At 72.1% G+C, this 22141-nt stretch carries 16 protein-coding genes; 4 read left to right on the top strand and 12 right to left on the bottom strand.

The genetic code is table 11. The annotated features are described in order from the left end of the window. Positions 1 to 24: 24 nt before the first annotated feature. Positions 25 to 1788, bottom strand: a complete 1764-nt coding sequence (locus tag ACQPXD_RS23960; RefSeq protein ID WP_432842121.1) for an ABC transporter ATP-binding protein — start codon at positions 1786 to 1788, stop codon at positions 25 to 27. Beyond that, complete coding sequence (locus ACQPXD_RS23965) at positions 1785 to 3491, bottom strand: ABC transporter ATP-binding protein (protein ID WP_432842123.1); 1707 nt, start codon at positions 3489 to 3491, stop codon at positions 1785 to 1787. Before ACQPXD_RS23965 ends, ACQPXD_RS23960 begins: the two co-directional genes overlap by 4 nt. 97 nt (positions 3492 to 3588) lie before the next feature. Between ACQPXD_RS23965 and ACQPXD_RS23970 the strand changes: the two genes are divergently transcribed. After that, positions 3589 to 4386, top strand: coding sequence for a siderophore-interacting protein (locus tag ACQPXD_RS23970; RefSeq protein ID WP_432842125.1), 798 nt, complete (start codon positions 3589 to 3591; stop codon positions 4384 to 4386). A 9-nt stretch (positions 4387 to 4395) separates the two neighbouring features. Continuing rightward, positions 4396 to 6630 carry an SF1B family DNA helicase RecD2 gene (recD2, locus tag ACQPXD_RS23975; protein WP_432842127.1) on the top strand — a complete coding sequence of 745 codons (2235 nt, stop codon included), beginning with the start codon at positions 4396 to 4398 and terminating at the stop codon, positions 6628 to 6630. Here the strand turns inward: recD2 and ACQPXD_RS23980 are convergent. From ACQPXD_RS23980 to ACQPXD_RS24000, 5 genes are all read right to left on the bottom strand, one after another. Further along, positions 6599 to 7612 (bottom strand): NAD-dependent epimerase/dehydratase family protein, encoded by a 1014-nt coding sequence (locus ACQPXD_RS23980; protein ID WP_432842129.1) that lies wholly within the window; start codon positions 7610 to 7612, stop codon positions 6599 to 6601. The genes recD2 and ACQPXD_RS23980 overlap by 32 nt on opposite strands. A 137-nt stretch (positions 7613 to 7749) precedes the next feature. Beyond that, on the bottom strand, positions 7750 to 9615 hold the full coding sequence (locus ACQPXD_RS23985) for a beta-L-arabinofuranosidase domain-containing protein (RefSeq protein ID WP_432842131.1): 1866 nt from the start codon (positions 9613 to 9615) through the stop codon (positions 7750 to 7752). Between the two features lie 42 nt (positions 9616 to 9657). Beyond that, positions 9658 to 10467: a carbohydrate ABC transporter permease gene (locus tag ACQPXD_RS23990; protein WP_432842133.1), complete on the bottom strand. Its 810-nt coding sequence runs from the start codon at positions 10465 to 10467 to the stop codon at positions 9658 to 9660. A gap of 56 nt (positions 10468 to 10523) precedes the next feature. Then, the gene (locus ACQPXD_RS23995) at positions 10524 to 11426 is read right to left on the bottom strand and encodes a carbohydrate ABC transporter permease (RefSeq protein ID WP_432842135.1); all 903 of its coding nucleotides are present in this window, start codon (positions 11424 to 11426) and stop codon (positions 10524 to 10526) included. Positions 11427 to 11472: 46 nt separating this feature from the next. Then, the gene (locus ACQPXD_RS24000; RefSeq protein WP_432842137.1) at positions 11473 to 12780 is read right to left on the bottom strand and encodes an ABC transporter substrate-binding protein; all 1308 of its coding nucleotides are present in this window, start codon (positions 12778 to 12780) and stop codon (positions 11473 to 11475) included. Positions 12781 to 12963: 183 nt separating this feature from the next. Here ACQPXD_RS24000 and ACQPXD_RS24005 point away from each other — a divergent pair, with 183 nt between their 5' ends. Continuing rightward, positions 12964 to 13968 carry a LacI family DNA-binding transcriptional regulator gene (locus ACQPXD_RS24005; RefSeq protein ID WP_432842139.1) on the top strand — a complete coding sequence of 335 codons (1005 nt, stop codon included), beginning with the start codon at positions 12964 to 12966 and terminating at the stop codon, positions 13966 to 13968. 367 nt (positions 13969 to 14335) lie between these two features. Here ACQPXD_RS24005 and ACQPXD_RS24010 read toward each other — a convergent pair whose 3' ends face one another. Continuing rightward, positions 14336 to 18124: a hypothetical protein gene (locus ACQPXD_RS24010; RefSeq protein WP_432842141.1), complete on the bottom strand. Its 3789-nt coding sequence runs from the start codon at positions 18122 to 18124 to the stop codon at positions 14336 to 14338. A gap of 130 nt (positions 18125 to 18254) precedes the next feature. Between ACQPXD_RS24010 and ACQPXD_RS24015 the strand changes: the two genes are divergently transcribed. Next, a complete protein-coding gene (locus tag ACQPXD_RS24015; RefSeq protein ID WP_432842143.1) occupies positions 18255 to 19010 on the top strand; it encodes an AfsR/SARP family transcriptional regulator in 756 nt (251 codons plus the stop codon). Between the two features lie 41 nt (positions 19011 to 19051). Here the strand turns inward: ACQPXD_RS24015 and ACQPXD_RS24020 are convergent, their stop codons facing one another. The 4 genes from ACQPXD_RS24020 to ACQPXD_RS24035 all read right to left on the bottom strand — a co-directional run bounded on the left by ACQPXD_RS24020 (position 19052) and on the right by ACQPXD_RS24035 (position 22116). After that, a complete protein-coding gene (locus ACQPXD_RS24020; protein ID WP_432842145.1) occupies positions 19052 to 19771 on the bottom strand; it encodes a polysaccharide deacetylase family protein in 720 nt (239 codons plus the stop codon). Next, a complete protein-coding gene (locus tag ACQPXD_RS24025) occupies positions 19768 to 20550 on the bottom strand; it encodes a glycosyltransferase (protein WP_432842147.1) in 783 nt (260 codons plus the stop codon). The genes ACQPXD_RS24020 and ACQPXD_RS24025 overlap by 4 nt, the downstream gene beginning before the upstream one ends. Before the next feature lie 307 nt (positions 20551 to 20857). Beyond that, positions 20858 to 21613 (bottom strand): DUF1295 domain-containing protein, encoded by a 756-nt coding sequence (locus ACQPXD_RS24030; protein ID WP_432842149.1) that lies wholly within the window; start codon positions 21611 to 21613, stop codon positions 20858 to 20860. Positions 21614 to 21639: 26 nt separating this feature from the next. Further along, a complete protein-coding gene (locus ACQPXD_RS24035) occupies positions 21640 to 22116 on the bottom strand; it encodes a hypothetical protein (protein WP_432842151.1) in 477 nt (158 codons plus the stop codon). Positions 22117 to 22141 lie beyond the last annotated feature (25 nt).

Genomic DNA, 22141 nt, shown 5'->3' on the forward strand with positions numbered 1-22141 from the left:
CGCACATCGCCCGGAACCGGGCGCTCAGGCGTCGACGGCGGCCGGGCCGGGCCGGCCGAGGCGCCACCCGAGCGCGTCGCGGCGCTGCCGCCAGAACGCGGCGTACCGGCCGCCGGCGGCGAGCAGGTCCTCGTGGGTGCCGCGCTCGGCGACCTGCCCCTCGTGCAGCACGAGGATCTGGTCGGCGCGGGTGACCGTGGACAGCCGGTGGGCGACGACGATGACGGTCCGGGCGACCGTGAGCGCGGCGAGGGCGCCGGTGATGGCCGCCTCGTTCTCCGGGTCGACGGCGGCGGTCGCCTCGTCGAGCAGGATGATCGGGGCGTCCTTGAGCAGCGCGCGGGCGATGGAGACGCGCTGGCGCTCGCCGCCGGACAGGGTGGCGCCGCCCTCGCCGACCTGGGTCTCCCAGCCGTCGGGCAGCCGCTCGACGACCTCGTCGACCCGGGCCAGCCGGGCGGCCTCGCGCAGCTCGGCGTCGGTGGCGCCGGGCCGGGCCAGCCGGATGTTGTCGGCGATGGTGCCCTCGAACAGGTACACGTCCTGGAACACCGGGGCGACCAGGGCGCCGCGTTGCTCGGTGGACAGCTCCCGCAGGTCGGCGCCGCCGACGCGGACGGCGCCGGACCCGGTGCCGGGCTCGAGGTCGAGGAAGCGGGCCAGCAGCCACAGCAGCGTGGTCTTGCCGGCCCCGGACGCGCCGACCACGGCGGTGGTGGTGCCCGGCTCGGCGGTGAACGTGACCTCGCGCAGCACCGGCCGGCCGGGCCGGTAGCCGAACGTGACCCGGTCGGCCTCGATGCGGTGCCCGTCGGGGGCGGCCGGGGTGGCCGGCTCGGGCAGCGGCGGGGTGGCCAGGACCTCGGTGATCCGGGTCAGGCTGTGGCGGGCGGTGCGCAGCTGGGCGCCGTACTCGGCGGAGGCGGCCAGCGGCTCGGCGAACCGGGCCAGCAGCACCAGCAGGGCCACCAGCTGCGGGGTGTGCGCCGGGTCGCGCAGGGCGAGGCCGGCGCCGGCCGCGATGAGCGCGGTGAACAGCAGCTGCACGGTGAGGGCGTTGGCGCCCAGGGCGGGCAGGCTGCGCCGCAGCTGCCGGCGCCCGGCCGCGTGCTGGGCCCGCAGCGCCGCGGCCAGCTCCCCGTGCGCGTCCCCGGTGCGGCCGGCGCCGCGCAGCACCGGCTGCAGCCGGGCGTACTCCACGATCCGGTCGGCCACCTCCGCCCCGGTGGCGTGCAGCTCCTCGTCCACGCTCGCCGCGCGCCGGGCCGCCCAGGCGAACACCACGGCGACCAGCGGCGCCGCCGCGAGGGCGCCGAGCCCGAGCCGCCAGTCGAACAGCAGCATCCCGGCGGCCACGGTCAGCGGGGTGACCACGGCCGAGACCAGCGGCTGGAACATGTGCGCCGGCAGGCCCATGATGTCGACCACGCCCTTGCTGGCCAGCTGCCCGACCCGGCCGGTCCGGTCGCCGGTGAACCAGCCGATCGGCAGCTCCGCGAGGTGGTCGCCGAGCCGGTGGTGCAGGGTGCGGGCCAGCAGGTGGCCGAGGGCGAAGCCGCGCTGCTGGGCGGCGTAGAACACCACCCAGCTCACGACCACCACCGCGGCGAGGGCGGCGAACCAGCGCGCCGCGGCGGCGGTGTCGCCGCGCAGCAGGCCGGCCAGCACCGGCACCAGCAGCACGTAGGCGACGCCCTGCAGCAGGTTGTAGCCGGCCAGGCCGGCCAGGTAGCGCCGGTACGCGCCGCGGTGCTCGCGGCCGAGCAGGACGCCGAGCTGACGGATCATGCGTTCACTCCAAGCTGGGCGGTCCAGAGCTGTGCGTAGCGGCCGCCCTCCGCGAGCAGGTCGGGATGGCGGCCGCGCTGCACGATCCGGCCGCGGTCGAGCACGAGGATCTGGTCGGCGTGGGTGACGGTGGGCAGCCGGTGCGCGATCACCAGCAGCGTCCGGCCGGCCGCCAGCCGGGACAGGGCCCGCTGGATCGCCGCCTCGGACTCCGGGTCGGCCCACGAGGTGGCCTCGTCGAGCACCAGCACGGGGGTGTCGGCGAGCAGGGCGCGGGCGATGGTGACCCGCTGCGCCTCGCCGCCGGACAGGTGCGCGTCCTCGCCGATCACCGAGTCGTAGCCGCGGGGCAGCGCGGCGATCACGTCGTGGACCTGCGCCGCCCGGGCCGCCTCGGCCACCCGCTCCCGGTCGGCGCCGGGCCGGGCGAGGGCGATGTTGTCGTGGACGCTGGCCCGCAGCAGCCCGACGTCCTGCAGCACGAAGCCGATGCGGCGGTACACCGCTTCGGTGCCGATCTCGCGCAGGTCGACCCCGCCGAGGCGGACCGTGCCCCGGTCCGGGTCGATGAAGCGGGGCAGCAGCGTGGCGAGCGTCGACTTGCCGGCCCCGGACGCACCCACCAGGGCGGTGACGGTGCCCGGCTCGAGGACCGCGCTCACCCCGTCCAGGACCGGGGTGCGGCCGTCGTAGCTGTACGACACTTCCCGCAGCTCGATCCGGTGCCCGTCCGGGGTCCGCGGGTCGGCGGGCTCGGCGACGACCGGCGTGGCGAGCAGGCCGCCGATGTGCTCCGCGGCGCCGCGGGCCAGCTGCAGCGCGGTGCCGCTCTGCTCCAGGTTCAGCAGCGGCCCGGCCAGCCCGATGGCGAGCACGACGAACGGCACGACGTCGAGCGGGCCGGTCCAGCCGGCCCGGGCGAACCCGATGCCCGCGCCGAGGGTCACCAGCAGCATCGTCGGGCCGGACACCGCGGCCGCCGCGATCGCGTACGGCCGCAGCATCGGCCCGGTCCAGGCCAGGAACGCGTCGGCGAACGCGTCGGTCTCCCGCAGGAACCGCGCGTGCGCCCGGCGGGCCTGCCCGAACGCCTTCACCACCGCGATGCCGCGCACGAACTCGACCGCGGCGGCGTTGATCCGGCCCAGCGCGGCGACGTAGGCGCCCATCTGCTCGCCGTAGCCGCGGGCGATCCGCGAGTACGACACCGCGAAGAACACCAGCGGCAGCAGCGTGACCACGGCCAGCCGCCAGTCGACCCACAGCAGGTAGCCGAGCACGGCGAGCGGGGTGACCGCGGCGGCGACGAAGTCGTTGACGGCGTGCGCGACCAGCGTGTGCAGCGCCGACACCTCGTCCTGCACCGCGGTCTTGACCAGGCCGCTGGAGCGGCGGTCGAACCAGCCCAGCGGCACCCGGCCGAGCCGCTCGGCCAGCCGGGCGCGCACCCGGTAGGTGAGCTCGACGTCGGCGAAGTGCGTGATCGCGCCGGCCGCACCGACCAGCGCGAAGCGGGCCACGAACGCGGCCACCGCGACCGCCACCACCGTCCACACGTGCCGTTCGTCGACCGGCGCGCGCAGCAGGGCGCGCGCCAGCTCGCCGATGCACGCGTACGGCACCACCGCCGCGACGGCGCCGAACAGCGCGCAGACCGCCCCGGCGGCCAGCCGTCCCCGCACCGGTGCCAGCAGTTCGCCCATCGCAGCCCCTCCCGGTTCGCCCATTCGCTCCAGAGGATGGTTAGGCTAACCTAATTGGACACAGTCCAACAGACCCTCCGACGAAACGAGGAGCGCGATGGCCAGGACCAACCTCAACGCCGCCCGGATCAAGCCCGAGGTGGCGGCGCTGCTGACCCTGCGGGTGCTGCGCAGCGAGCGGCTCTCGCCGCACTTCCAGCGGGTCACGCTGGGCGGCGGGGACGCCGAGCGGTTCCGGCCGATGGGGTTCGACCAGTGGTTCCGGCTGTTCATCCCGGTCGCCGAGGACTCCCTGTCCCGCCTGCCGAACAAGCTGGACATGATGGCGTACCTCAAATTCCTCACCATCGCCAAGGCGTCCCGCCCGGTGCTGCGCAACTACACCGTGCGCGCCCACCGCGCCGACGGGCCGGAGCTCGACGTCGACGTGATCCTGCACGAGCCCGCCGGCCCGGCCGCCACCTGGGCGCGGACCTGCGCGCCCGGCGACCCGGTCGCGATCCTCGACGAGGGCGTCGGGTTCAACCCGCCGGCCGCCGTGGAGGAGGTGCGCCTGGTCGGCGACGAGAGCGCGCTGCCGGCCATCGCCGGCATCCTCGCCTCGCTGCCGGCGCACCAGCGCGGTCACGCCGTCATCGAGATCCCCGCCGACGAGGACCGCCAGCCGCTGACCGGGCCGGCCGGGGTCGAGGTGACCTGGCTGGCCCGGTCCGGCGCGCACGCCACCCCCGGGGTCGCCGCCCTCGAGTTCGCGCGCGGGCTGCCGCCGGCGGCCGGGCCCTGCTACGGCTGGGCCGCCGGCGAACAGGCGCTCGCCACCGGCATGCGCCGCCACTGGGTCGCCGCGGGCCTGCCCAAGGACCACATCATGTTCTGCGGGTACTGGCGCGCTTAGGATCTCGATGTGTCCACGTCACCCCCGTTCACCGGCGTCGTGCTGGAGGCGGTGCTGGAGCGCGTCACCTACGTCAGCGAAGAGACCGGCTACACCATCGCCCGGGTGGCGACCGAGCGCTCCGGCCAGGACCTGCTCACCGTGGTCGGCGCGCTGCCCGGTGCGCAGCCGGGGGAGAGCCTGCGGCTGGTCGGGCGGTGGGGGTCGCACCCGAAGTACGGGCGGCAGTTCGAGGTGCACTCCTTCACCACCGTGCTGCCCGCCACCATTCAGGGCATCGAGCGGTACCTCGGATCCGGGCTGATCAAAGGCATCGGGCCCAAGATGGCGGGCCGCATCGTGGAGCACTTCGGCGTCGACACGCTCCGCGTGATCGAGGAGGAGCCGGGCCGGCTGATCGAGGTGCCCGGCCTCGGGCCGAAGCGCACCGGGATGATCGGCGCGGCCTGGGAGGAGCAGCGGGCCATCAAGGAGGTGATGGTCTTCCTGCAGGACGTCGGCGTGTCCACGTCGGTCGCCGTGCGCATCTACAAGCAGTACGGCGACGCCTCGATCTCGGTGGTGCGCCACCAGCCGTACCGGCTCGCCGCCGACGTGTGGGGCATCGGCTTCCGCACCGCCGACACCATCGCCCAGGCCGTCGGCATCCCCAGCGACAGCCCGCAGCGGGTGCAGGCCGGCATCCAGTACACGCTGTCCGAGGCCGCCGACAACGGCCACTGCTACCTGCCCGAGCCCAACCTCGTCGCCGACGCCGCGCAGATCCTCGGCGTGCCGCCCGAGCTGGTGCGCACCTGCCTGGACGAGCTGGCCGCGGCCGAGGGCGTGGTCCGCGAGGCGGTGCCCAACCCCAGCTCCGAGGGCGGCACGATCCCGGCCGTCTACCTGGTGCCGTTCCACCGCGCCGAGACCTCGCTCGCGGGCGGCCTGCTGCGGCTGCTGAACACCCGCGCCGACCGGATGCCCGCCTTCGCCACCGTCGAGTGGGACAAAGCCCTCGCCTGGCTGCGCACCCGCACCGGCGCCGACCTGGCCGAGGAGCAGGAGCAGGCGGTGCGCCTCGCGCTGACCGCGAAGGTGGCGGTGCTGACCGGCGGCCCCGGCTGCGGCAAGTCGTTCACCGTCAAGTCCGTCATCACCCTCGCCGCGGCCAAGAAGGCCCGGATCGTGCTGGCCGCGCCGACCGGCCGGGCCGCGAAGCGGCTGACCGAGCTGTCCGGGCACCCGGCCACCACCGTGCACCGGCTGCTCCAGCTGCGCCCGGGCGGGGACGCGACCTACGACCGGGACAACCCGCTCGACGCCGACCTCGTCGTGGTGGACGAGTCGAGCATGCTCGACCTGATCCTCGCCAACAAGCTCGTCAAGGCCGTCCCCGACGGCGCCCACCTGCTGCTCGTCGGCGACGTCGACCAGCTGCCGTCGGTGGGCGCCGGCGAGGTGCTGCGCGACGTCCTCGGTGCCGAGACCATTCCCCGGATACGGCTGACCAAGATCTTCCGGCAGGCCGCCCAGTCCGGCGTCGTGGTCAACGCCCACCGCATCAACGCCGGCCAGGCGCCCCTCTTCGGCGAGCACCCCGACTTCTTCCTGTTCCCCGTCGAGGACGCCGAGGCCACCGCCGAGACGGTGGTGGACATCGTGGCCCGGCGGGTGCCGCGCCGCTTCGGCATCCCGCCCCGCGACATCCAGGTCCTCACCCCGATGCACCGCGGCCCGGCCGGCGCCGGCAGCCTCAACACCCTGCTGCAGCAGGCGATCGCACCGGCCCGCGACGACGTGCCGGAGCGCCGGCAGGGCGCCCGCGTGTTCCGCATCGGCGACAAGGTCATCCAGATCCGCAACAACTACGAGAAGGGCGCCGCCGGCGTGTTCAACGGCACCGTCGGCGTCGTCACCGCCCTCTCCCCGACCGACCGCAAGCTGACCGTGCGCACCGACGAGGACGAGGACATCGACTACGACTTCGACGAGCTCGACGAGCTGCAGCACGCCTACGCCATCACCGTGCACCGCTCGCAGGGCAGCGAGTACCCGGCGGTCGTGGTGCCGGTGGCGATGAGCGCCTACACGCTGCTGCAGCGCAACCTGCTCTACACCGCGGTCACCCGGGCCAAGCGGCTGGTCGTGCTCGCGGGCAGCCGCAAGGCCCTGGCCATCGCGGTGCGCACCGCCGGCACCGGCCGCCGCTATACCGCGCTGACCTACCGGCTCATCGCGGTTCGTTCACCAAGCCGAGGCTGAACAGGCTCTCGGCCGTGTCCACGATCGTCGTCTCGGCGGCGCGCGGCCGCCAGCCGAGCCCCTTGGCCCGGTCGTTGTGGATGATCGGCCGCGGCGGTTCGTTCCCCGGCGCCTCCTCGGTGGGCGTCCGCTCGCCGCGGGCCCCGAGCCGCCGGCGCAGGACCTCGGCCACCTCCAGGTAGCTCAGCGCCGGCCCGTCGGCGAGGGCCAGGAACCGCTTGCCCGCGGCCTCGGGCGTGTCCATCACCCGCACGTGCAGGTCGGCCACGTCCCGCACGTCGGCGACGCCGAACCGCTGGCGCGGCGCGACGCTCATCGTCCCCTCCAGCATCGCCTTGATCAGCTGCGTCGAGGAGCCCGCGGCGGTCGTCAGGGTGGGCCCGAGGATGAACGTCGGGTTGACCACGACCAGCTCGGTCTTGCCGCCCTCGTCCCGCATGAAGTCCCAGGCGGCCCGCTCGGCGATCGCCTTGGAGCGCGGGTACGGCGCCAGCCCCGGCGTGTCCGGGTCGGTCCAGTCGTCCTCGGTGTATTCGGCGCCCGGCTTGGGCGTGTAGCCGATCGCGGCGAACGACGAGGTGAGCACGACCCGGCGGGCGCCCGCGTCGCGTGCGGCCCGCAGCACCCGCAGCGTGCCCTCGCGGGCCGGGACGATCAGCTCGTCGGGGTCCTTGGGCTGGGCGTACGGGATGGGCGAGGCGACGTGATGCACCTCCGCGCAGCCGGCGACCGCGGCCGCCCAGCCGTCGTCGGCGCTCAGGTCCGCGGCGACGAGCTCGAGCCCGGCGTCGTCGGCGCCGCCGCGGCGCACCGCCTCGCGGATCTCGGCCTCGCGCGCCGTCGAGCGCACCGTGGCGCGCACGTCGCGCCCGCCCCGCAGCAGCGCGACGATCAGGTGGGTCCCCAGGTAGCCGGATCCGCCGGTGACCAGCACCGGGCTCGGGCTTTGGGAGGGTACGTCCCCATTGGCGAATGTTGTCATGAACCTAGCGAATCATGCCTCAAGCGCTTGAAGTCAAGTCCGCTCTCCCCGTCACGAAGCTCTCGCATCCACGGATGCGGCGCCTCGAGGTCCGCCCAGTGCTGCCCTCCCGTTCTGCCGGGATGCGCGACGGGCGATCATGCGTCACCGAGATCGAGGCCGGCCTTCGGGAATTCCGTCACGCGGATCCGCGCGCTGCCGTAGGGGACGAGCCGCGCATGGCCGGCGGCGCCGAGGTCGAAGACCGGGCTGGGGGGCGGGGCCGCCGCCTCCGCGCCGTCGAGCCGCCACTGGGTGGCAAGGGCCGCGGGCACCGTCACGGAAACGGGTGGATGGCCGCCGTCGAACGGCACCGCGCCCGGTCCCGGCGTCTCGACTCGCCATTCCTCGGCACGGCTGATGTCGAGTGCGTAGTTCCAGCTCCGCCGCGGGCGCACCTCCCACTCGCCAAGCCCGGGAGCGCCCGGGACGGCAACCCAGTTCTCAGGGATGCCGAGGGTGAGCTGGAGCGGCCCGACCCGCACGCCAACGGCCTGACCGCTACGGTGCAGGATTCGGGGACGCAGTGGCAGCCGCAGCACGACGACCTCGCCACTGGACCAGCGCCGGTCGAGGGTGTGGTACCCGTCGATGGCGAGGACGGGCTGGCTCTCGCCCGCGACCTCGAGCCGCGCGTCCTCGCACCACTCCGGGATGCGCAGCCGGAGCGTCAGGTCGACAGCCTCGGCCGCGTCGACGCGGATGCGCACGATGCCGTCGAACGGATACTCCGTCTCCACGTGCAGCGACACGGCGATGCCGCCGACGTCTGTCCGGACGACAGCCGGCGCGTAGGCGACGCTCCGCAGCGCCCCGTCGGCGTCGGCGAGCCAGAGCGCGCGCACGAATTTCGGCCATCCCTGATGAAGATTGGCGGTGCAGCAGCCATAGTTGGGCTCGAGGCCGAAGATGTTGGCGTCGTCGCCGGCGAAGGTCCAGCCTCGGCGCGCGACCGAGACCTGCACCTGGTTGGCCTGCTGATGGTACTGATGTGCCAGCATCCGAGGATCGCAGCTCGCCGCGAGCAGATTGAACGCGAGCGACTCGAGGCGGTCTCCGTATACCCCGCCCCCGAACACGCGGGCCTGCACCTCGGTGGTGAACATCATCTCGACCACCTGGCAGGTCTCGATCCCGGCCGTCGCGGCCGGTCCGCCGAGCCACTCGTCACCGGAAAACCAACCGTGCACCTGTCCGTGCCAGCGATCGAGGGCCGCGAATCCGCGCTCGGTCCGATCGCGGTGGACGGGATCGCCGTCGGCGAGCATCGCCACGGCGCCGGCCTTGAGCCCCATGGCCACGTTCGGCCCATGGGTGAAGGGAGAGAAGAACCGCGCGGGTCCCGTGATCAGGTCGCGCTCGAGGTAGGTCTCCCAGTCGAGGGCCTGCCGGCGCAGGAGCTCGACGAGGTCGAGCAGCCAGCTCTCGCCGGTCCGGTCGTGCAGCCACCACACGCTGAGGGCGTTGTCGGCGGCTCGGGCCGCGCCCCATGATTCGAGCGGCCGCCGCGGCAGCTCGTCCAGCTGGAAGCGGAAGTAGCGCCGCAACAGTTCCTCGACGCGTTCGTCGCCGGTGGCGTCCGCGTGCGTCGTGAGCACCTTGAGCGCGACCATCCGCGGCCACCAGTCGCGGTTCGCGGCCGGGCCGAAGAACCCGGTCTCGTCCTGCGAGGCGATGATCCACTCGATCCACGGCTCCGCCTTCGCGCGCAACCTCTCGTCGTCGAGGACATGCGCGAGCGGTACCAGCCCGTCGAGGTAGTAGGGGCCACGCTCCCAATTCTCGCCCGGGCCTCCGCGCCAGCCGCTGTCCGGCCCGACGTCGGGCCAGATCTCCTCGAGCTGGCCGGTCAGGCCCTCGGCCTGGAGGCGCAGCTGCCGCTCGAGCCATCCGCGCGGACGGATGGCGCCCGGCGGCAGCTCGCGCGACGCTCGCGCACGGGAGACGATGAGATGATCGGTCATGAAACGCCGTTCTTTCTCGAAGGGGCGGAGCGGGTCGGGTGCTCAGTTCTTCAGCGAACCGGCGGCCAGACCTTGGACGTAGTAGCGCTGGAACGTGATATAGACGATCACGCACGGCAGGAGCGAGATGACGCTTCCGGCGAGCACATAGCCGAAGCGCAGCTCGCCGAACCCGCCCTGGATGAGGTTGAGCAGGCCCACGGGGAGCGTTTGCTTGTCCTCCGAGCTGAGAAACAGAAACGCGCCGATGAACTCGTTCCAGCAGGCGAGGAACGTGAAGATCATCACCGTCGCGACGCCGGGCAGCGCGAGCGGCCGCAGCACATGGAAGAGCGTGCCCACCACCGAGTCGCCGTCGACGTAGGCGGCCTCCTCCAGCTCACGCGGCACGGCGGCGAAGGTGTTGCGCATGACGAAGACGCCGAACGGCAGGTTGAACGTGACGTAAAAGATGATCAGGCCAAGCCGGCTGTCGGTGAGGCCGAGCGCATCGAATTCGAGGTAGATCGGGGTCAGGAGCGCCTGGAACGGCACCATGAGCGCGAGGAGAATGACCCCGAACGCAATGCCCGCACCGCGGAAGCGGAACCTCGCCAGCCCGTAGCCCGCCAGGCTCGCGATCGCCGCGGTGGCGACGGCGCTGCCGAGCGAGACCAGGAGGCTGTTGCCCAGGAACTCGACGAACGGCAGCTTCGTGAAGATGTCGACGTAACTCTGGGGGCCGGCGCCGTCGAAGCTGTGCGGGTTCGGCGGTTGGACGATCTGTGCCTCCCGCTGGAAGGAGCGGATCACCGCCAGCACGAGCGGCCCGGCGAAGAGCAGTGAGAGCAGGCACCCGACGGCGATGAACACGACGTTCGCGCCGGAGCCGCGGCGAGGCCCGGCATCGGATGTGCGGATGTCGCTCATCAGTCCTTCTCCCGGAGCAGGAACAGCTGCACGGAGGTCAGGATCGCAACGACGATCATGACGACCACGCCCATGGCCGTCGCGGCGCCGACCTGCTGGGCGACGAACGCCTTGTGGAAGACCGACATGACGACGGTCGTGGTCTCGGTGCCCGGCCCCCCTCGGGTGAGGATGAGGAACTGCTGGAAGCCGAGGAAGGAACCGATCACCGAGAGCACGAGCGCCATGGCGACATTGCGGCGCACCAGGGGGAGCGTGATCCGCAGCTCGCGCTGCCAGGCGTTCGCGCCGTCGATTCGCGCGGCCTCGTAGATCTCGGCCGGGATCGCCTGCATGCCGCCGAGCAGGAGCATCATCGTCGTCCCGGCGGCGAACCAGATGACGAGGGCGCTGACCGCCAGCAATCCGGTCACCCAGCTGAGCGACCACGCGGTCTGGCCGTTCGTCAGCCCGATCGCGCGCAACCCGACGTTCACGAGCCCGAACTTCGGCCGGAGCTCGACGTAGAAGAGGAACGACAGGGTCGAGAGGCCGACGACCGTCGGCAGGAAGAACAGGGTGCGGAACACGGGCGTTCCCGGTCGGCTGCCCCGCACGAATGCCGCGAGCAGATAGCCGATGACGAGAATCGGCACGGTGACAACGGCGGTGTACACGAGCGTGAAGCCGATGGACCGCAGGAACGTCGTGTCGTGCACCAAGGCCGTGTAGTTGTCGAGACCGATGAAGGTGATGTCGCCGAACAGCGGCCAGCGGTTCAGCGAGATCCACAGCGCGAAACCGAGCGGCACCAGCACGACCCCGGTGACGAGCACCAACGCCGGGAGCGTGAGGACGAAGCCGATGCGGGCCCGCCGGCGGGCGAGTGCCGAGTTCCGGCGCCCGCCCGTCGGTAAGGTCACGGCCGCGTCCGGAGATCGGAGCGTGGCGTCGTGAGCGGACATGGAATCATCTGCCGTTCCCCGAGAGCACCTGCGTGAAGCCGCTCTGCCCGTCCTTGATGGCGCCGTCCACGTCACCTTGGAAGACCGCCTTCTGGAACATCGTGAGCCACGGACCCGTGCTGTCGTTGAACAGTGCGGCCTGGTACTTCGTCCTGAGCCCGAAGCCGGTCTGGGCGGCCTGGATCTCAGGCAGCACGTACGCATACTTGCTCGTGAACGACGCGTCGTTCAGCAGGTCCGAGCGGACCGGGGCGAAGCCCGTCTCCGGCAGACTCGCCTGCTTTTCCTTGCTCAGGGCGTACTGGATGAACTCCCATGCCCCGGCCGGGTTCTTGGCCTTCTTCGAGATGCCGAAGTTGCCGCCGCCGATGTAGGTGCTGATGCCGCCGTCGACAGTGGGCAACGGTGCGACGGCCAGGTTCGCCTTCACGTCCGGAGGCGCTGACGTATAGCTACCGAGACCGGCCGGCGCCATGCCGATGTTGCCGCCCTGGAAGTCCTTGTTCCACGTCGTGCCGTTCTCGGACTGGGCACCCTTGGGCGCAAGACCGTTCGCCCACACCTCCTTGTAGAACTCGAGCGTGGCCTTGAGACCCGGGTTGTCGGCGACCCCGGCCTTCTGGCTGTCGAGGTCGTCGCCGCGGATCAGCGAGCCGTCATTGCCGACCCAGAAGTTCGGCAGGGCGGTGAAGGCGAGGCAGCCGGCACAGGCGCCGCCGAACGTGATCCCGTAGGTGTCGCCGCCGAGCGCCTTGACGGCCTTGGCGTCGGCGAGCATCTCGTCGAGGTTCTTCGGCGGCCCGCTGATGCCCGCCTTCGTGAACAACGTCTTGTTGTAGAGCAACACGGAGGCGTCGAGGAACGCCGGCGTGCCGTAGTACGCGCCCTGCCACTTGGCCTGCTCGAGCTGGGGCCCCGCGATCGCCGACTTGTCCGGGAACGCATTGATCTGCTTGGTGATGTCCAGGAAGTTGCCGCTCGTGATGTAGTTCACCGCCTGTCCCGGGTCGACGACGACGAGGTCCGGCACGTTGTCCGTCCGGAACGCCGCGGCGAGCTTGGTCGGGAGCTGATCGTCGGTGATGGAGGTGAGCTTGACCTGCAGGTCCTTGTGCGACTGGTTGAAGTCGGTCACCACCTGCTTGGCCCAGTCGCCGAGCACCGACCGGGTCCAGAACTGCACGGTCCCGGTGGGGTTGGCCTTGTCGATGGAGTTGTCCGAGCTCGAGCCGCCGCCCGAGCATGCCGCGGTCAGGAATAACGCTGACGCGGCGACCGCACCGGTCGCGTACCGCATGCGCTTCGCAAACATGATCCTCCCTTGATCGCTTGTTGGCCGGGCCGGCCGCTCCCGGGCTCAGGTTAAGCTAGAAATTCGGAAAGGTTTCCGCAAGTTTTCCGCCGCATGTTGGTGCATGGACGCACCTTGACCTACTGTGTGCCTACGTCAACGACGGTAGTTTCCGGAAAGTATCGGGCCGAGGAGAGGAAACCGATGCCGGTCCGCCGAACCCACGCCACCATCGCCGAGGTCGCTCGCCGCGCCGGCGTATCGCAGAGCACCGTCTCGAAGGCGATCAACGGCACGGGCCAGCTGAGCCCCGAGACGCGGCGGCGGGTAACCCAGGCGGCCCGGGAGCTTGGTTACCAGGCCCGTGGGCTCCCGAGCACGAGCCGGGGCACGCGGACGTACACGGTCGGAGTGCTGAGCACCGATCCCTACGGCAGGTTCACCATGCCGATCCTTACCGGCGCCGAGCATGCCCTCGCCGCCGGCGAGATATCGATGCTGCTGTGCGCCAGCCTCGGCGATCCGATCCGGGAGGCCCACTATCTGCGCACGCTCGTCGGACGACGCGTCGACGGCATCATCGTCACCGGCGCGTCGAGCGATGCACGGGCGCCGGTCGAGCGCGACCTGCACGTGCCGATCGTTTACGCGCTCGGAGCCTCGGCCGACCCCCGCGACCACTCGGTCGTGCCCGACGACCGCGGCGGCGCTCGGCGCGCCATCCAGCACCTGATCGCCCGCGGCCGGCGCTCGATCGCGGTCGTTGCCGGACCCAGCCGCCACCTCGCGAACCAGCACCGCGTCGACACGGCCCTCGCGGCGATCTCGGAGGCCGAGGGCGTGTCCGCGGCCTCGGTGCTCTACGGCGACTGGACCGAGGCCTGGGGGCGCGACGCGGCGGCGATCCTGCTTGCGCAGTTCCCGGAGGTCGACGCCGTGTTCTGCACGAACGACCAGATCGCCCGCGGCGTGCTCGACCACCTCCGCGAGGCTGACATCGACGTGCCCGGCCGCGTCGGCGTGGTCGGCGTCGACAATTGGGACGTCATCGTCGACGCGTCGCGCCCCGCGCTCACGAGCGTCGACCTCAATCTCCATGAGGTCGGCCGCGTTGCCGCCACGCGCCTCCTCGCCGCCGTCGGCGGCGAGGCCCTCCCGGGCGGCATCGAGTACGTCGACTGCCACCTGGTCGCCCGCCAGTCGAGCTAGGGTCTTCGTCGAAGTCGGCGGTGGTGGCGGACCGCTCTGAGGTTCGGGCGTGTCGAGCTCGGCAATGAGCGAGGTCGCCGGTCGTTGGCGTACCGACCAAGAACCGCGAGGGGCCCCTGGCGGCGCTTTCTTTCCGTGATCATGCCGAGGAGCGTCCCGAATGGCGGGATCTCCATGATCGTGGAGCGATGATGTACCAGGAGCGGCACTATCACTCCGGGATCATGAGGATCCCAGCCAGTGGACGCGTCCGGTGCATGATCGCGGAAGCAAAACGCCGCACCGGCCGCACGCCGCACCGGCCGCAGGGGCCACCAGCGCCGCGGGCGGCGTGCTGTGCGACTGCGGCCCCCGGCAGGGCCCCCGGTCACGGGCAAGGCGGCCGGTATGCCACGCCGGGAAAGTAGGTCGCCCACTGGTCCCGGGTGATCGCCGGATCGGCCCACTCGCACACGTGGTCGGCGACCGCCGCCGGGTCGAGGTCCCACAGGCGCGCCGACCGGTCCTCGCTGGTCGTCACCAGCGTGCGTCCGTCCGAGCTGAACGTGGCCGAGTGCACCCGGTCGGTGTGCGCGTTGAGGGTGGCGGTCAGCGCGGGGGAGCGGGGGTCCGTGACGTCCCACAGCCGGGCGGAGTGGTCCAGGCTCGCGGTGGCGAGGGTGTGCCCGTCCGGGGAGAACGTCACCGACCCCACGGCCGCGGCATGGGCGACCACCGACGCGAGCAGGAGTGGGCGGCGCGGGTCGGCGATGTCCCACAGCTTCACGGTACGGTCCTGTCCCGCCGTCGCGAGCGTGCGGCCGTCGGGGCTGAAGGCCACGGAACGGACCTCGTCGGTGTGGCTGTCGAGCTCGGCCAGGCGGATCGGCCGGGACGGGTCGGTCACGTCCCACAGCTGTGCCTGCGCGCCCCGGGCATCGGCGAGGGTACGGCCGTCCGGGCTGAACGCCACGGCGGGCTTGCTGATGTCGTCGGCCGGCAACGCCCCGGCCGGCTTGGGGGCGCGCGGATCGGACAGATCCCAGAACCGGATCTCCGGATCGTCGCCGCTGACGGCCAGCAACGGGCGGCGGGGGTGGAACGCCACGGCCCGGGCGCTGCGCGCGGAGTAGACGATCGGCTCCAGCCGGATCGGGGCCGGCGGATCGGTCACGTCCCACAGCCCGACCCGGCCGTCGATCCCGGCGGCGACCACCGTCCGGCCGTCCGGGCTGAACGCCACCGACTTCACCTGTCCGTCCAGCCCGTCCAGCACGCCGAGCGCGCGTGGATGCCGGGCGCCGCCGACCTCCCACAGCCGGGCGGTGAAGTCCTCGCTGCCGACCGCCACGACGCGCCGGTCCGGGCTGAACTGGGCGGTGGACAACGCCGCGGGGAGCCCGGACAGGATCGGCCCCGGCAGGTCGGTCAGCAGCATCGAGTGGTCCGCGCCGGCCGACGCGAGGGTGTGCCCGTCCGGGCTGAAGACCACGGAATAGATGGTGTTCGTGTGTCCGGTCAGCACCATGCCGGGAGCCGGGGACCGCGGATCGGCCACGTCCCACAGCCGTACCGTGTCGTCCCACCCGGCGGTCGCGACCGTCCGGCCGTCCGGGCTGAAGGCGGCGTTCTGCACCGGCGCGACGTGCCCGGCGAGGACACCCAGCTGCTGTGGCCGATCCGGTGCGGTCACGTCCCACAGCCGGGCCGTGTGGTCGAAGGAGGCGGTGACCAGCGTCGATCCGTCGGGGCTGAAGTCCACCGCGGTGATTTTCTGATCCTGTACGCCGAACTCGCTGACGGGTTGCACGGCCCGCGGATTGACGACGTCCCAGAGCCGGGCGGTACCGTCGTCGCTGCCGCTGGCCAGCAGCCGCCCGCCGGGGGCGAACTCCAGCGACTGGACGACGTCCGTGTGCCCGGTCAGCACGCTGAGCCGGGCCGGCCGGCGGGGATCCACGATGTCCCAGAGGGTGATCCGGCCGGACAGGCCCGCGGTGGCCAGCACCCGGCCGTCCCGGCTCGGCGCGGCGACGAGCAGCGGATCGTCGGCGTCGGCGCGAAAGGATCCGAGCAGCCGCGGTGAGCCCTCGTCGGCCAGGTCCCACAGCCCGACCGAGCCGTCGTACGCGCCGCTGACCAGCAGCTTCCCGTCCGGGGTGATCCGCAGTGACTCGACGTCCTCGTCCTGCGCGGGCAGCGTCGTCGCGATCCGGGCGCGGTGCGGCGTGGTGAGGTCCCAGACCCGGATGGTCCGGTCGTCACCGCCGGTCATCAGGAAGCGCCCGTCCGGGGTGAAGGCCGAGGTGTTGATGTCGTGGCCGATCCGGGTCGCGAAGGGCACGGTGAAGGCGCTGAGCAGGCTGCTGCGCGCCTGCGTCGTCGGCACGAGCCGGTAGGCGGCCAGGCTCAGCTGGGCCGCCAGCGCCGGATCGACGGTTCGCAGCTCCACGGCGTCGGCGGCGACCTTCTGCGACAGGGCGATGTTGCGTTGCCGCGTCGCGTCGCGCTGCGTGGTCACCGCGTAGGCCGTGGATCCGCTCGCGACCAGCAGCAACACGCTGAGCAGGACGACCAGCTGCCGCAGCCGGTTGGTGCGCCGGCGGGCCAGCGCGGCCTGACGCTCCTCGGCCGCCGCGCCCGCGTCGAGGAACCGCCGTTCGCGCGGGGTGAGCGCGCCGTCGTTGCGGCCGGCCCAGTCCCGGGCGACGGCCAGCCGGCTGCCGCGATACAGCGCGCCGGGGTCCTCGTCGAGCTGCTCCCAGGCGGCGGTGGCCTCGGTGACCTGCCGGTGCACCCGCAGGCCCTCCCGGTCCTCGGCGAGCCAGTCGCGCAGCCGGGGCCAGGATCGGATCAGCGCCTCGTGAGCGATCTCCACGCCGGTCCGGTCGAGGGTCAGCAGCCGGGCGGCGGCAAGGTGCTCCAGCACCAGCCGCATGCGCTCGTCTTCGGTGTCCAGTTCGTCGCGCCGGATCCGCCGTTTGGTGTCCTCGGTACCCTCGCCCGGCGCGGTCAGTCGCAGGAACAGCTGGCGCGCCAGCCCGCGATGGGTCTCGTCCAGCGCGCCGTAGGCCTGCTCGGCGGTGCGGGCGACGGCCCCGTCGATGCCGCCGGCCGCGTCGTACCCGGCCAGGGTGAGCGCGTTGCCCCGGCGGCGGTGCCAGGTCTCCAGCAGCGCGTGCGAGACCAGCGGCAGGACGCCGGACTGCCCGGTCGCATCCGCGATCAGCCGGCTCACCAGGGCGGACTCGACGGTGCAGCCGGCCCGGCCGGCCGGCGCCACGATCGCCTGGCGCAGCTCGTCGCTGGTCATCGGCGCCATCGCCAGCTGGGCGTCCCGGAGGGCGTCGACCAGGTCCGGGTGAGCGGTGCAGTGGCCGTAGAAGTCCGCGCGGACGCCCAGCACCACCCGGCACCGGCTGTCCGGCGACCGTGCCGCGGTCACCAGCAGCTCGATGAACCGGGCCCGCACAGCCGGGTCGGCACAGAGGGTGAAGACCTCTTCGAACTGGTCGACGACGATCAGCAGATCCTGGTCGTCCGGGAGCGCCGCCATCGCCTGCCGGGCGGCGAGGTGCAGGCCGCGCGGGTCGCTCTCGAACGCGGCGACCAGCGCGGCCGGCGTCGTGCCGGTGAGCGTCGCGAGGGAGATCGCGCACTCCTCCAGCGGATGCGATCCCGGCGTGAACAGGACCGCGGGCCGGATGCCGGCCACCAGGCCCGCTCGCAGCAGCGAGGACTTTCCCGCGCCGGACGCGCCGAAGAGCCCGACCAGCCGCCGGCGCGACAGAGCGGTCGTGAGCTCCTCGACGAGGCGTTCCCGGCCGAAGTACCGATCCGCGTCCTCGGTCTGGAACGCCGCCAGTCCGATGTACGGCGCCGGGCCGGCCGGCTCGTCGCCCTCGGCGGGGTCGGGCGCGGCGGCCAGTTCGCGCCACCGGCTTTCCCACTCCCGCACGTCACCGTCGCAGGCCCGGACGTAGGCCAGCGTGACGGCGAGGGTCGGCAGCTTGCGACCGCCCGCCGCGTCGGACAGGCTCGCCGCCGAGAAGTGCGCCCGGCGGCTCAGCTCCCGATAGGGCGGGTTGCCGGCCTTCTCCCGCAGGGCCCGCAGATCCTGGGCGAACAACAGCAGCGCGGAATCCCCGCCTTCGAGCGGGCGTTGCCGACGGGTCACTTGCTTTCCCCCCATGTTTGCGCAGCGCCCATTGTTCAATCTTTGTCGTTCGATGTCCACGCCCCCGACGCCGAACACCGGACAGGCGGTAGACAACGAGGTCAGTACGCAGAACGGAGGACGATCTGAAGTGGACTCGACGTATCGGTTCCGGGTGCTCGGACGGTGGGAGGCGGCCGGCCCGGACGGCATGATCCCGGTCCCGCCCGGCAGGCTGCGAATCCTGCTGTCCGCGTTGCTGCTCACCAGCGGCGGACCGACCTCGGTTCCAGCGCTGACCCGGCAGCTGTGGCCGGACCGGGCCCCGGAACGCCCGCGCGGCGCGCTCTACACCTACATCACCCGCCTGCGCAAGCTGCTCGGCCGCGACCTCATCAGGACATCGTTCAGCGGCGGGTACGAACTCGCGGTACCGGTGGATGTCGATCTCTTCCGGTTTCGTGACCTGGTCCGGCGTTCCGCGACGGCGGACTCGGCCGAGGCCGAGCTGGACCTGCTGCGCTCCGCGCTGCGGTTGTGGCGGGGCCGGCCGTTCGCCGATGTCGACTCCGCCTGGCTGGAGCTCGAGGTCGTCCCCCGGCTGACCGAGGAGTGGCTGGCCGCCACCGAACGCCGCCAGGACCTGGAGCTCGCCGCCCACCGCCACGTCGGCCTGATCCCCGAGCTGCGCGAGCTGACCGCCGCCCACCCGACCAGAGAGTCGTTGTGGGCGCGCCTGATCACGTGCCTGCACCGGGCCGGCTGGCGCGCCGAGGCACTCGAGGCATTCCACCAGGCCCGCATCACGCTGCGCGACGAACTCGGGCTGGACCCGGGAACGCAACTCCGCGAGGCACAGCGTCTCGTCCTGCTGGACACCCCTGCCACCGGCGGCGACCACCGTTGACCGTCCGGCACGCCGCCACCGACGGGCGGAAGCCGGCGTGTCTACGCCTGGTAGGCCGGCACGCCGAGCAGTTCGTCCACCGTGACGAACCGGTAGCCTCGGGCCAGCAGACCCTCGATCGTCTCCCGCATCGCGACGACCGTCTCGGCGCGGTTGCCGCCCCGGCTGTCGAATCCGTCGTGGAAGATGAGGATCGAGCCGGGGCGCGTCTTGGCGACGGCGCGGCGGGCCATCCGTACACCGGACGGCTGAAACACCTCCAGCGGGTGGCAGAACTCACCGGCGACCGGGTGCAGGCCGCTCCGGCGCAGCATCCGTAGCAGGGCCGGCTGGCGCCACAGCCAGGGTGTGCGAGCCAGCGCCGGAGTTCGGCCGGTGATGCGGACCAGGATGCGTTGGGTTCGCTCGACCTCCCGCTCGTACGCCCTCGGCCGCAGGTATGTGCCGAACCGATGGCTCATCGAATGGTTGCCCAGGACGTGGCCGGCCTCGATCGCGCGCAGGGCGACCTCGGGGTGGCGCTCGACGCACTGTCCGACGTGGAAGAAGGTCGCCCGGATGCCGTGTTCCGCCAGGATGTCGAGCATCTGTGAGGTGTACGGCTCGTTCGGGCCGTCGTCGAACGTCAGCGCCACCACCCGTTCGGCGGCCGGGCCGCGGTAGGGGTAATCGCGCGATGACGGTGCGAACGGCGACATCAGCAGCCAGTACGCCGCGGCGCCGAGCAGGGCCAGCAACGCCAACCCGATGAGAACGATCACCGGGCCGCCTCGCGTCCGGCCGCCAGGGTCGCCTCGAACGACCCCGCGGCGTCGCGGAACGCCGGCGCCGAACCGAGCACGCGCCGCCCCGCGATCCGGTTCACGGCGTACGTCAGCAGGTAATGCACGGGCAGGGTCACGAACAGGTTGTACCCGAGCCCGCGGGTGAGCCTCCGAGCGGACGTGTGGGTCGGGTTGGCGTGGTCGTAGACGACCCGGCCCCGCTTGCGCAGCCGGCGCAGCTGGTCGAGTTCGTCGCCGCCCTGGGTCAGGCTGGTGTCGTAACCCGTCCAGGCCTCGCGGCGGAACGCGATGTTCGTCGCGCTCGCGTACACGGCCCGGCCGGTTAGCCGGTAGACGCCGTTGACCGCTCCGAACAGCAGCCGGGCGTAGAACCGCCCCCACCGGGGGCCGTCGGCGTACCGGCAGGGGCCGACGACCGCGACGATGCGCCCGTCGCCACGAAACCGCGCGTCGATGCGGCTGAGCCAATCACGGCCGTAGACCGTGTCGGCGTCGGCCGAGACGACGATCTCACCACGCGCCGCGTCCGTGCCACGCTGGCGGGCGTTGCACACCCCGGGCACCGGCTCGACCACGACCCGCGCGCCAAGGTCCCGAGCGATGTCCGCGGTCTCGTCCGTGCAATTGTTGTCGACCACGACGACCTCGAACACCCCGTCGAAGTCCTGCTTCTGCAGGGAGAGGAGCGCGTCGGTGAGATAGCCGGCCTCATTGAAGCACGGGATGACGACGCTGAATCTGATTCTCTCTGCCATGCGGATCAGTATTGGGCGGTGGATCCGCCGAAACGATCCGGAATTCCCCCGACTTCAACCGGGGGCTATCCCCCCAAGAGCGCATTAGGCTTTCCCCCTAAGCTTCGGCCGCGGTGCCGCCCGCTACGGCAGGTGGGCGAGGATTTCCGCGACGACGTCCTGCGGTGCCGGCCTCACCGGTCGGTTCGCAACGAAATCGTGCCGCGAACTCGTCCGGCAGCGCGCCGGGGCGTTGCGGGCGGGTCCAGATCCGTTCCGCCGAGACCACGCTCCCGGATCCGTTGCATCAACGCCGGGCCGATGCCGGTTACAGCAGGTGAGGCAGCAGCGCCCGGCGTTGTGGCGGGTAGGTGGAGAAATTTTCGTGGTACCAGCGGTGGTTGGCCAGCGCGCGGGGCGCGAGGTTGGCGGTGGTGTAGAGCGCGAACGCCAGCCCGGGCAGTGACCAGGTGGCCAGCGCCCAGCCGAACCACTCGACGATCTCGCCGAAGTAGTTGGGCGAGGACACCCAGCGGAACGCGCCGCCGTGCGGTATCCGGTAGCCGGTCTCGCCCGGGCCGCGCAGCCGGCGGAGCCGCCGGTCGGCGTCCAGGTTGATGGCCAGGCCGCCGAGGAACAGCACGGTGCCGGCGAGGAAGCGCGGGTCGGCCAGCCAGCCGGTCGGGTAGTCGCCGAGGTCGCCGATCCAGCGTGCGTTGACGTACCCGTTGAGCAGGTTGAACGTGAACGCCATGGCCATGATGCTGACCGGCATCCGGGTGCCGCCGCGCATGAGCATCGGGTACACGAACGCGCGCTGAACGTAGTGCAGTTGCCACAGGGCCAGCAGGACCAGCGGCACGGTAGCGGTCTTGTGCGCGCCGGTGAGGTACACGGCGAGGAACCACAGCGCGGCCGGCGACTCCATCACCAGCCAGCCAACCCGCGCGGGCACGGTCGGGCCCCAGCCGGAGCGGCCGTGGCGCCCGTAGGGCGCGGTCAGGAACCGCAGCCCGACCATCGTGGCCACGGCGAGGGCCAGCTCCAGCAGGACGAGCCACAGGTACACGCCGGGGGCAGGCACGGGGTCGAGTGTAAACCAGGAGCAGGCTACGCCCGCCCCGCGTCGTCGGCAGTCAGTTGCCGCGTCAGCCGCTCCAGGCCGCTCCTGATCAGCTGCCCGTACCCGTCATCGCCGAGCGCGCCGATCCCGGCCTGCGCTTGCCGGAGGTGCTCCCGGGCGCGGCCGAGATCGTCGAGCCTGCGGTAGCACTCGGCCAGGTTGAGGTGCAACGACGGATACAGGCCGGCCACGGACAGCGTTACCCCGGCCTGCGCCACCCGGTCATCGGTGAGCAGGCCGGCCGCCGCCAGGGCCCGCTGGTCCCAGACCAGCTCCTGATGCACATCGTCCTGCACATCGGCCATCGAGTGAGCGAGCACACAAACGTGCAGCGGATCGCCTTGCTCCCCGCCGATCTCCTCCCAGATTTCCGCGAACAGATGGCGAGCAGCCCCACGCTGCCCCCGGCCGTGGTGCAACTCGACGGCCTCGCCGATACGACCGAGCACGTGATCGACAATCATCAGTGTCTCCTTCACCCCGGTGGCG

Source organism: Dactylosporangium sp. CA-092794 (genome assembly GCF_050948465.1).
Taxonomy (GTDB): domain Bacteria; phylum Actinomycetota; class Actinomycetes; order Mycobacteriales; family Micromonosporaceae; genus Dactylosporangium.

Excerpts from the sequence above, each read along its gene's own strand:
- ACQPXD_RS23960 (WP_432842121.1), bottom strand. The coding sequence starts at position 1,788 with ATGATCCGTCAGCTCGGCGTCCTGCTCGGCCGCGAGCACCGCGGCGCG.
- ACQPXD_RS23965 (WP_432842123.1), bottom strand. The coding sequence starts at position 3,491 with ATGGGCGAACTGCTGGCACCGGTGCGGGGACGGCTGGCCGCCGGGGCG.
- ACQPXD_RS23970 (WP_432842125.1), top strand. The coding sequence starts at position 3,589 with ATGGCCAGGACCAACCTCAACGCCGCCCGGATCAAGCCCGAGGTGGCG.
- ACQPXD_RS23980 (WP_432842129.1), bottom strand. The coding sequence starts at position 7,612 with ATGACAACATTCGCCAATGGGGACGTACCCTCCCAAAGCCCGAGCCCG.
- ACQPXD_RS23985 (WP_432842131.1), bottom strand. The coding sequence starts at position 9,615 with ATGACCGATCATCTCATCGTCTCCCGTGCGCGAGCGTCGCGCGAGCTG.
- ACQPXD_RS24000 (WP_432842137.1), bottom strand. The coding sequence starts at position 12,780 with ATGTTTGCGAAGCGCATGCGGTACGCGACCGGTGCGGTCGCCGCGTCA.
- ACQPXD_RS24005 (WP_432842139.1), top strand. The coding sequence starts at position 12,964 with ATGCCGGTCCGCCGAACCCACGCCACCATCGCCGAGGTCGCTCGCCGC.
- ACQPXD_RS24025 (WP_432842147.1), bottom strand. The coding sequence starts at position 20,550 with ATGGCAGAGAGAATCAGATTCAGCGTCGTCATCCCGTGCTTCAATGAG.
- ACQPXD_RS24035 (WP_432842151.1), bottom strand. The coding sequence starts at position 22,116 with ATGATTGTCGATCACGTGCTCGGTCGTATCGGCGAGGCCGTCGAGTTG.